Origin of the sequence: Micromonospora globosa, from assembly GCF_000717585.1 — a bacterium.
In the GTDB taxonomy this organism is placed as follows: Bacteria; Actinomycetota; Actinomycetes; order Mycobacteriales; family Micromonosporaceae; genus Micromonospora; species Micromonospora aurantiaca.
Genome location: NZ_JNZR01000064.1, coordinates 1 through 10,292 on the forward strand (window position 1 = coordinate 1; position 10,292 = coordinate 10,292).

2 protein-coding genes are annotated in these 10,292 nt (G+C 75.8%); both read right to left on the reverse strand.

From position 1 onward, the window contains the following. Positions 1 to 6,868: type I polyketide synthase (locus IF06_RS0131400; RefSeq protein ID WP_030275386.1), on the reverse strand; the 6,868-nt coding region annotated here is incomplete at its 3' end. Between the two features lie 44 nt (positions 6,869 to 6,912). After that, positions 6,913 to 10,284 (reverse strand): SDR family NAD(P)-dependent oxidoreductase, encoded by a 3,372-nt coding sequence (locus IF06_RS0131405; protein WP_332259028.1) that lies wholly within the window; start codon positions 10,282 to 10,284, stop codon positions 6,913 to 6,915. Between the last annotated feature and the right edge of the window lie 8 nt (positions 10,285 to 10,292).

The window sequence follows — 10,292 nt, forward strand, 5'->3', positions numbered from 1 at the left end:
CACCCGCCGACCGGCCCTCGGCCACCGCCGCGAGGCCCGCCGCCAGCTCGTCGACGTCCGAGCCCCACACCACCGCGCGATGCTCCAACGCGGCACGGGCCGTCGCCAACGACCACGACACGTCCACCGGCGACAGACCACGATCGCGCACGAACGACGCCAACCGCCCGGCCTGACCCACCAGACCCCGCTCCGAACGCCCCGACACCACCCACGGCACCGGCACCCCGACCGGTGCGACGGGCGCGACCGAAGCCGGAGCGGCCTCGGGCTGCTCGATGATCACGTGCGCGTTCGTGCCGGAGATGCCGAACGACGACACGGCAGCCCTGCGTGCGCGGCCCGCACCCGGCCACTCGCGCGCCTGGGTCACCAGCTCCACCGCACCCGACGACCAGTCCACATGCGACGAGGGCTCGTCCACGTGCAGCGTCGCCGGCACGGTCCCGTACCGCATCGCCAAGACCATCTTGATGACGCCCGCCACCCCGGCGGCGGCCTGCGTGTGACCGATGTTCGACTTCACCGACCCCAGCAGCAGCGCGTCCCGGTCGTCGCGGTCCTGCCCGTACGTGGCGAGCAGCGCCTGGGCCTCGATGGGGTCGCCCAGCGTCGTGCCCGTGCCGTGCGCCTCCACGACGTCGACGTCGGCGACGCCCAGCCGGGCGTTCGCGAGGGCCTGGCGGATCACCCGCTGCTGCGAGGGGCCGTTCGGCGCCGTCAACCCGTTCGACGCGCCGTCCTGGTTGACGGCCGTGCCCCGCACGACCGCGAGGACCCGGCGCCCGTCGCGCCGCGCGTCCGACAGCCGCTGCACCAGCAGCACGCCGACGCCCTCGGACCAGCCCGTGCCGTCCGCCGCGTCGGAGAACGACTTGCACCGGCCGTCGGGGGCCATGCCCCGCTGGCGGGAGAAGTCGATGAACGTCTCGGGCGTCGCCATCACGGTGACGCCACCGGCCAGGGCCAGGTCGCACTCGCCCGACCGCAGCGCCTGCACCGCCAGGTGCAACGCCACAAGCGACGACGAACACGCCGTGTCCACAGTCACCGCCGGACCCTCGAACCCGAACGAGTACGCCACCCGGCCCGACAACACGCTGCTGGCGGTGCCGACGCCGAGGTAGCCGTCGAGGGCCTCCGGAACGTCGGCCAGCCCGGCGGCGTGGTTGTGGTACATCATGCCGGCGAACACGCCGACGGGGCGGCCCCGCAGCGCGAGCGGGTCGATCCGGGCGTCCTCGATGGCCTCCCACGCGGTCTCCAGCAGCAGCCGCTGCTGCGGGTCCATGGCGAGCGCCTCGTGCGGCGAGATCTTGAACAGGGTGGCGTCGAAGTCGCCGGCGTCGGCCAGGAAGCCGCCCTCGCGGGCGTAGCTGCTGCCCCGGCGCGCGCCGGACGGGTCGTACAGGTCGGCGACGTCCCAGCCACGGTCGGCGGGGAAGCCGGTGATGCCGTCGCCACCGGAGACGAGGAGGTCCCACAACTGCTCGGGGCTGCGCACGCCGCCGGGGTAGCGGCAGCTCATGCCGACGATCGCGATCGGCTCGTCGAGCGCCGCGACGGCGGCGACCGGGGTCGCCTGGGCGTCGGCCCCGGTTCCGGTCTCGGCGTCCAGGTGGTCGGCGAGGGCGAGCGGGGTCGGGTGGTCGAAGACCAGGGTTGCCGGCAGGCGCAGGCCGGTGACCGCGCCCAGGCGGTTGCGCAGTTCGACGGCGGTCAGCGAGTCGAAGCCCAGCTCGGTGAACGGGCGTCCGGCCTCGACGGCTGCGGCGTCGGCGTACCCCAGGACCGCCGCGACCTGGTCGAGGACGAGCCGCAACAGGGCCGCGGCGCGCTCCTCGCGGTCGAGCCCGGCGAGCCGCTCGGTCAGCGCGGCGGTCTCCGCCGGGCCGGAGCGCGCGGCGCGACGCCGGGGCGCGCGGACCAGGCCACGCAGGACCGACGGCAGGGTGCCCGCCTCGGCCTGGGCGCGCAGCGCCGGGCCGTCCAGCACCATCGGCACCGTCGCGGGCAGGCCGGTGAGCAGCGCGGCGTCGAGGAGCGCCAGGCCGTCCGCCTCGGGAAGCGGCCGTACGCCCGCGCGGGCCAGCCGGTCGGTGTCGGCCCGGTCGAGGCCGGCTGTCATGCCGCCGCCCGACTCGGCCCACGGTCCCCAGGCCAGCGAGTGCGCGGGGAGGCCCGCGGCCCGCCGCCGGTGGGCGAGTGCGTCCAGGAAGGCGTTGGCCGCCGCGTAGTTGGCCTGGCCGGGGCTGCCGGTCACGCCCGCCGCCGACGAGTAGGTGACGAAGAGCGCGAGGCGGCTGCCGGCGGTCAGGTCGTGCAGGTTCGCGGCGGCGTCCACCTTCGGCCGGAGAACCTCGTCGAGGGACTCGGGGGTGAGCGAGGTCAGGGTGCGGTCGGCCAGTACGCCGGCGGTGTGCACCACGCCGGTGAGCGGGTGCGCGGGGTCGATCCGGTCCAGCAGCGCGGCGAGGGCGTCGGGGTCGGCGGCGTCGCACGCCTCGACCGTCGCGGTGGCGCCCAGGTCGGCGAGGTCGGCGAGCAGGTCGGCGGCGCCGGCCGCGGCGGGCCCGCGCCTGTTGGTCAGCACCAGGTGGCGGACCCCGTGCCGGGTGACGAGGTGGCGGGCGACGAGCGCGCCCAGGGCACCGGTGCCGCCGGTGACCAGCACCGTGCCGTCCGGGTCCAGCGCCGGCGCCGGCGCGTCGGGTTCCGGGGCGGCGACGAGCCGGGGCACCCGGACCACGCCGTCGCGCACCGCCGCTTGCGGCTCGTCGGCCGACAGCAGGCCGGCGAGGGCGGAGGCGGAACTCTCTTCGTCGTCGAGGTCGACGACGAGGAACCGGCCGGGGTGTTCGGCCTGGGCGGACCGGAGCAGGCCCCACACGGCGGCGCCGGCCAGGTCGGCCACGTCGGCGTCGGCGTCCACGGCGACGGCGCCGCGGGTGAGGACCACCAGCCGAGACCCACCGGTGTGGCGCTCGGCGGCGAGCCAGCCCTGGAGCACGGCGAGGACCTCGGCGAGCAGGTCGTGGACCGGGCCGGGGCCGGTCGCGGCAGCGCCGGCCGCCTGGTACAGCACGACGTCGGGCACCCCCGCGTCGCAGAGCGCGGCGAGGTCGGCGTGCCGGTCGGCGGTCACGCCGGTCGGCAGCGGCGTGGGGCGGTCGCCGAGCACCGCCCAGGTCGTGCGGTCGGGCGCGCCCACGCCGCCGGCGTGCCGGGGCCAGTCGAGGCGGAACAGCGCGCGGCGCCACGGGGATCCGCCGGCGGTGAGTTCCCCCGCCGGCAGGGGCCGCAGCACCAGGGAGCCGATCCGGGCGACGGGCGCACCGGTCGCGTCGGCGACCAGCATGGACACCGTGTCCGCACCGGTGGGGGTCAGCCGTACCCGCAGCGTGTCGGCACCGTGGGCGGACAGGGTCACGTCGGACCAGGCGAACGGCATCCGGGCCTCGCCGGGGTCGACGATGCCGAGCCCGACCGCCTGCACGGCGGCGTCGAGCAGCGCCGGGTGCAGCCCGTACCCACCGGCGTCGCCGGCCTCCGGGTCGGGCAGCGCCACCTCGGCGTACACGTCGGTGCCGACCCGCCAGGCGGCGCGCAGCCCGGAGAAGGCCGGGCCGTACGCGAACCCGGCCCGGGCCGCCCGCCCGGTCAGTTCCGACACGTCCAGGGAGGTGGCGTCGCTCGGCGGCCACTGCGCCGGTGTGCCGGTGTCCTCATCCGGCTCCGGGGTGAGCAGGCCGGTGGCGTGTCGCACCCAGATGTCGTCGGTGCCGGCGCGGCGGGCGTGGACGGTGAGCTGCCACGCTCCGCCACCGGCGCGTTCGGCGGCGACCTGCACGTCGACGCCGCCGGTCTCGGGCAGCACCAGCGGCGCCTGGAGGGTCAGCTCGGCGAGCCGTTCGGCGCCGACCTCCGCGCCGGCCTGCAGCGCCAGCTCCACGAACCCGGTGCCGGGCAGGAGCACGACGTCGCGCAGGGCGTGGTCGGCCAGCCAGGGCTGGGTCTCCACGGACAACCTGCCGGTGAGCGTCACCTCGTCGCCGTCGGCCGAGCGGAACACCGCGCCGAGCAGCGGGTGGCCGGTCGGGGTCAGCCCGGCGGCGGTCACGTCGGCGGGCTGCGGCAGGGGCAGCAGCCAGTAGCGTTCGCGCTGGAACGCGTACGTGGGCAGGTCGACCGGCACGGGCGGGCCGGCGAACAGGGCCGCCCAGTTCACCGGCACGCCCCGGGTCCACAGGGTGGCCGCGGCGGCCAGGGCGCTCGTCGCCTCGTCGTGCTCGGCGCGCAGCACGGGGACGCAGACCGCCTGGTCCGCGCCGACGATCTCCTGGGTGAGCGCGCAGAGCACCCCGCCCGGTCCCACCTCGACGTACGCGCCCACACCCAGCTCACGCAGGGTGGTCACGGCGGCGTCGAAGCGGACCGTGTCGCGGACGTTGCGCAGCCAGTACGCCGGGGAGCACACCTCTTCGGGGTCGAGCACCGCTCCGGTCACTGTGGAGACCACGGGGATGCGGGGCGCGGCGAAGGCCAGTTGCCCGAGCACGTCGCCGAACGCGTCGAGCATCGGGTCCATGCGGGCGGAGTGGAACGCGTGGCTGACCCGCAGCCGCCTGGTGCTGCGGCCGAGGGCCGCGAAGTGCGCGGCGACCGCCAGCACGGCGTCCTCGTCGCCGGAGACGACGACGGACTCCGGGCCGTTGACGGCGGCCAGCCGGGCGCCGGCCGTCCCGGCGACGGTGGCCAGGTGCGCGTGCACCTCCGCCTCGGTGGCACGGATCGACACCATGGCGCCACCGGTGGGCAGCGCCTGCATCAGGGTGCCCCGGGCGGCCACCAGGCGGGCGGCGTCGGGCAGCGACAGGACGCCGGCGATGTGCGCGGCGGCCACCTCGCCGACCGAGTGCCCGGCCACGAAGTCCGGCACGACACCCCAGGACTCGACGAGCCGGTAGGCGGCGACCTCGACGGCGAAGAGCGCCGCCTGGGCGTACCCGGTGCGGTCGAGAACGTCGGCGGGGCCGTCGAGCACGCCGCGCAGCGGCCGGTCGAGGTGCTTGTCCAGCTCTGCGCAGGCGGCGTCGAAGGCCTCGGCGAAGGCCGGGAAGGCGGCGTACAACCGCTGGCCCATGCCGACGCGCTGGGCGCCCTGGCCGGTGCAGAGCACCGCGACGCGGGTGGGGCCGGCGACCCCGCGCCGCACGGACGCCGCCGGGATCCCGTCGGCCAGCGCGCCGAGCCCGGCGAGCAGCTCGTCCCGGTCGGCACCGAGCAGCACGGCCCGGTGTTCCAGGACGGACCGGCCGGTGGCCAGGGTCCGGCCCACGGCGGCCGGCGTGGCATCGGGGTGCTCGGCGAGCCAGGAGCGCAGCCGGTCGGCCTGGGCACCGAGCGCTGCGGCGCTGCGCGCGGAGACGACCCACGGCAGCGGGTCGGGGCCGGTGACGGCGTCGGTGGCCGGCTGCGGCGCGGGCGGGGCGGCCTCGACGATGACGTGGGCGTTGGTGCCACTGACGCCGAACGAGGAGACGCCGGCGCGCATGGGCCTCGTCGCGCTCGGCCACGGGCGCGGCTCGCGGAGCAGGCTCACCGCGCCGGCCGACCAGTCGACGTGCGGGGACGGCTCGTCGACGTGCAGGGTGCGCGGCAGGACGCCGTGACGCATCGCCATGACCATCTTGATGACGCCGGCGACGCCGGCGGCGGCCTGGGTGTGCCCGAGGTTCGACTTGATCGATCCGAGCCACAGGGGCTGGTCGTCGGCCCGGTCCCGGCCGTACGTGGCGAGCAGGGCCTGCGCCTCGATGGGGTCGCCGAGGCGGGTGCCGGTGCCGTGGGCCTCGACGGCGTCCACGTCAGCCGGGGCGAGCCGGGCGTTGGCGAGGGCCTGGCGGATCACGCGTTGCTGCGACGGGCCGTGCGGCGCGGTGAGGCCGTTGGAGGCGCCGTCCTGGTTGACCGCGCTGCCGCGCACCACGGCGAGCACCCGGTGGCCGTTGCGCTGGGCGTCGGAGAGCCGCTCCAGCAGCAGCAGCCCGGCGCCCTCGCTCCAGCCGGTGCCGTCGGCGGTGGCCGCGAAGGACTTGCACCGCCCGTCCGGGGACAGGCCGCGCTGGCGGCTGAAGCCGATGAACGTGTCGGGGCTGGACATGACGGTGACGCCGCCGGCCAACGCGAGGGTGCACTCGCCGGAGCGCAGCGCCTGCACGGCGAGGTGCAGCGCCACCAGTGAGGACGAGCAGGCGGTGTCGACGGTGACGGCCGGGCCCTCGAACCCGAAGGTGTACGAGATCCGGCCGGAGACGACGCTGCCGTGGTTGCCCGTGCCGACGAACGCCTCCACCTCCTGCGGGACGCCGTTGAGCCGGGAGACGTAGTCGTGGTACATGACGCCGGTGAAGACGCCGGTGCGGCTGCCCTTGAGCGAGTCCACGGCGAGGCCGGCCCGCTCGACCGTCTCCCAGGCGACCTCCAGCAGGAGGCGCTGCTGCGGGTCCATGGCCAGCGCCTCGCGGGGCGAGATGCCGAAGAACCCGCCGTCGAACTCGCCGGCGTCGTGCAGGAAGCCGCCCTCGCGGGTGTACGACTTGCCGTGCGCGTCCGGGTCGGGGTCGTAGAGGTTCTCCACGTCCCAGCCCCGGTCCGCCGGGAAGGGTGTGACGGCGTCGACGCCGGACTCGACCAGCCGCCACAGCGCCTCCGGAGTCCGCACCCCGCCCGGGTAGCGGCAGCCCATCCCCACGATCGCGATCGGCTCGTGGTTCTGCTCGTCGACGGCCCGCAGGCGTTCGCTGGTCTCGTGCAGGTCAGCGGTGACGCGCTTGAGGTACTCGCGGAGCTTGGCTTCGTTCGCCATCGGGTTGATCACCTGTCGCTAAGGGGCAAGCGGCGGACTCGTGCTCAGGATCGGCCGAACTTCTGATCGATGAAGTCGAACAGCTCGTCGTCCGAGGCGTCATCGAGGGCCTGGCTGACGTCGTCGGGCCGGGCGGTGGCGTCGCTCCACCGGGTGACCAGCGTCCGGAGGCGGACCGCCACGGCGGTACGCGTCTCGTCGTCGGCGGCCAGCCGCTCCAGCTCTTCCGGCGCGGTCGCGGCGAACGCGGCCTCCAGCCGGTCCAGCTCGGCGAGCAGGCCCGGTTCGGGCTTCGGCGGGACGGCGTCGACCAGCAGGAAGTCGGCGAGGGCGGCGGGCGTGGGGCAGTCGAAGATCAGGCTCGCCGGCAGCCGGATGCCGGTGAGGGCGGTCAGCCGGTTGCGCAGCTCCACGGCCGTCAACGAGTCGAAGCCGAGACCGGTGAACGTCTGCCCGGACGGTACGACGGTGGCCGGCGGGTAGCCGAGCACCTCGATGACCTGCGCCTTGACCAGTTCCTCCACCAGCCGGCCGCGTTCAGCCTCGGGCGTGCCGGCGAGGCGCTGCGCGAAGGACGGACCGCCGTCGCCGCCGCCCTCGACGACGCGCCGCCGGGCCCGGACCAGGCCGCGCAGCGGCGACGGGAGCTGGCCGGCGTCGGCCTGGCGGCGCAGCGCGGCGAGGTCGAGCAGCGCCGGCACCAGGTGAGGGCGTCCACCGTGCAGGCCGGCGTCGAAGAGGCGCAGCGCCTGGCCGGTGTCGAGCGGGCTGAGGCCGTTGCGGCTCATCCGCTGCCGCTGGGCGGCGTCGAGTGCGCCCGTCATGCCGCTGTCCGCGGCCCAGAGGCCCCAGGCCAGGGACGTGGCGGCGAGGCCGGAGGCGTGCCGGTGCCCGGCGAGGCCGTCGAGGAACGCGTTCGCGGCGGCGTAGTTGCCCTGCCCGGGGCCGCCGAGGACGCCGGCGACCGACGAGAAGAGGACGAACATCGCCAGCGGCCGCGATCGGGTCAGCTCGTGCAGGTGCCAGGCGGCGTCGGCCTTGGCGGAGAGGACGGCTGACAGCCGGCCGGGGGTCAGCGCCGAGATCACCGCGTCGTCGAGGACGCCGGCGGCGTGCACCACGCCGGTGAGCGGGTGCTCGGCGGGAACGTCGTCCAGCACCGCGGCCAGGCGGTCCCGGTCCGCCACGTCGGCGGCGACCAGGCGGGCCTGCGCACCCAGCGCGGTCAGCTCGGCGAGCAGCTCCGCGGCGCCGGGGGCGTCGGTTCCGCGGCGGCTGACCAGCAGCAGATGGCGCACCTTGTGCGTACTGACCAGGTGCCGGGCCAGCAGACCGCCGAGGGCGCCGGTGGCTCCGGTGACCAGGACCGTCCCGTCGGGGTCGAGGCCGGCGGCCGGGGCCGGGTCGAGGACGGCTGGCGCGAGCCGGGGCGTCAGGACCTGCTCGTCCCGGACCGCCAGTTGGGGTTCGCCGGTGGCGACCGCACGGGCCACCAGGTCCACCGTGCAGGACTCCGGCTGCCGCGCCTCGTCGAGGTCCACGAGCACGAAGCGGTCGGGGTGCTCGGCCTGGGCCGAACGCAGCAGGCCCCAGACCGCCGCGCCGGGCAGGTCGCCCGCACGGCAGGTGTCGCCGGCGGAGACGGCCCCGCGGGTCAGCACGACCAGCCGCCGCGCCGCCAGCCGGTCGTCGGCGAGCCAGCCCTGGACGGCGGTCAGCACTGCGGTGAGCCGGCTGCGCGTCGCGGCGGGGACCGGGGCGTGCTCGTCGTCGGCGTACGCGGCGAGCAGCACCAGTTCGGGGTCGATCCGGCCGGAGTCGACCGCCTCCGCCAGCTCGGCGAGCCTGTACCTGGCGATCTCGGACAGGTCGGACGGTGCGTCGCCGAGGAGCACCACCCGGACGGTCGCCGGGGTGCCCGGCCGCACGCTCTGCCAGCTGACGGCGTACAGCGAGTCGGCGGCGGAGTCACCGGCGCGCACCTGGTCGGCGGTGACGGGGCGAGAGACCAGGGACTCTATCCGGGCGACGGGTGCGCCGGCCGGGTCGGTCAGGGTCAGGGTCACGCCGCCGCCGCTGCGCCGGGCGCGTACCCGCAGCGCGGTCGCGCCGACCGCCGAGAGGGTGACGCCGGTCCAGGCGAAGGGCAGGCGTACGCCGGAGGCATCCTCCCCGTCGGAGTCGAGCAGACCGACGATGTGCAGCGCCGCGTCCAGCAGGGCGGGATGCAGGCCGAAGCCGGCGACCTCGGTGCCGTCGGGCACCGCCACCTCGGCGCACAACTCGTCGTCGGTGCGCCAGACGGCGCGCAGGCCACGGAAGAGCGGACCGTACTCGACGCCCAGACGGGACAGTTCGGTGTAGATGCCGTCGACCGCGACGGCGGTGGCGGCGCTGGGCGGCCACGGCGCCGGATCGGACCTATCGGGCTGCGGTACGGCCGGGGCGAGGATGCCCGCCGCGTGACGGTCCCACTCGCCATCCGCGTCGGCGGCGGCTCGGGAGTGGATGGTGACCGTCCGGCGACCGTCCTCGTCCACCGCGCCCAGCTTCACCTGCACCGCCCTGGTGCCGTCCTCGGCGAGCGCCAGCGGAGCCTGGAGGGTCAGCTCGTCGAGGGTGTCGCAGCCGACCTGCGCGCCCGCGTGCAGGACCATCTCGACCAGGGCGGCGCCGGGCACCACCACCGAGTCCCAGACGACATGTTCGGCGAGCCACGGGTGTGTCAGTACGGAGAGTTCGGTGCCGAAGACCCGTACGTCGTCGTCGGCCACGCGTACGGCGGCGTCGAGCAGCGTGTGGTCGACGGGGCGGACGCCGAGCCCGGGCGCCGCCTCAGCCCCCGTAGTGGTGTTGAGCCAGTAGCGCTGATGGTCGAAGGCGTACGTGGGCAGGGCGATGGTGCGGGGACGTGCCCCGGCCGCCCGCTCAGGGCCGGACCCGTCGAGGGCGGTGAGGTATCCGGTCCAGTCGACGTGGCCGCCGGTGACGTACCACTCGGCGAGGGCGGCGCGCAGCGTGTCGGCCTCGGAATGGCCGGCACGCATCGTGGCGACGTACCGCACGTCGCCGGCCGCCTCCACACAGTCCTGCGCCATGGCGGTGAGTACGGCGTCGGGGCCGATCTCGAGGAACTGCACGACGTCCTGCTGGTGGAGCGTGCGCACCGCGTCGGCGAACCGCACGGGCTGGCGTACGTGCCGGACCCAGTAGCCCGGGTCGGTGAGTTCCTCCGCCTCCGCCACCGCGCCCGTCACGTTCGACACGACCGGCACCCGCGGCACCCGCCAATCCAACCCGGACACCACCGACCGGAACTCATCCGACATCGGATCCATCAACCGCGAGTGGAACGCGTGACTGACCGCCAGTTCCTTGACCCGCCAACCCCGCTCGCGAGAAGTCCCCACCACCACCGCAACCT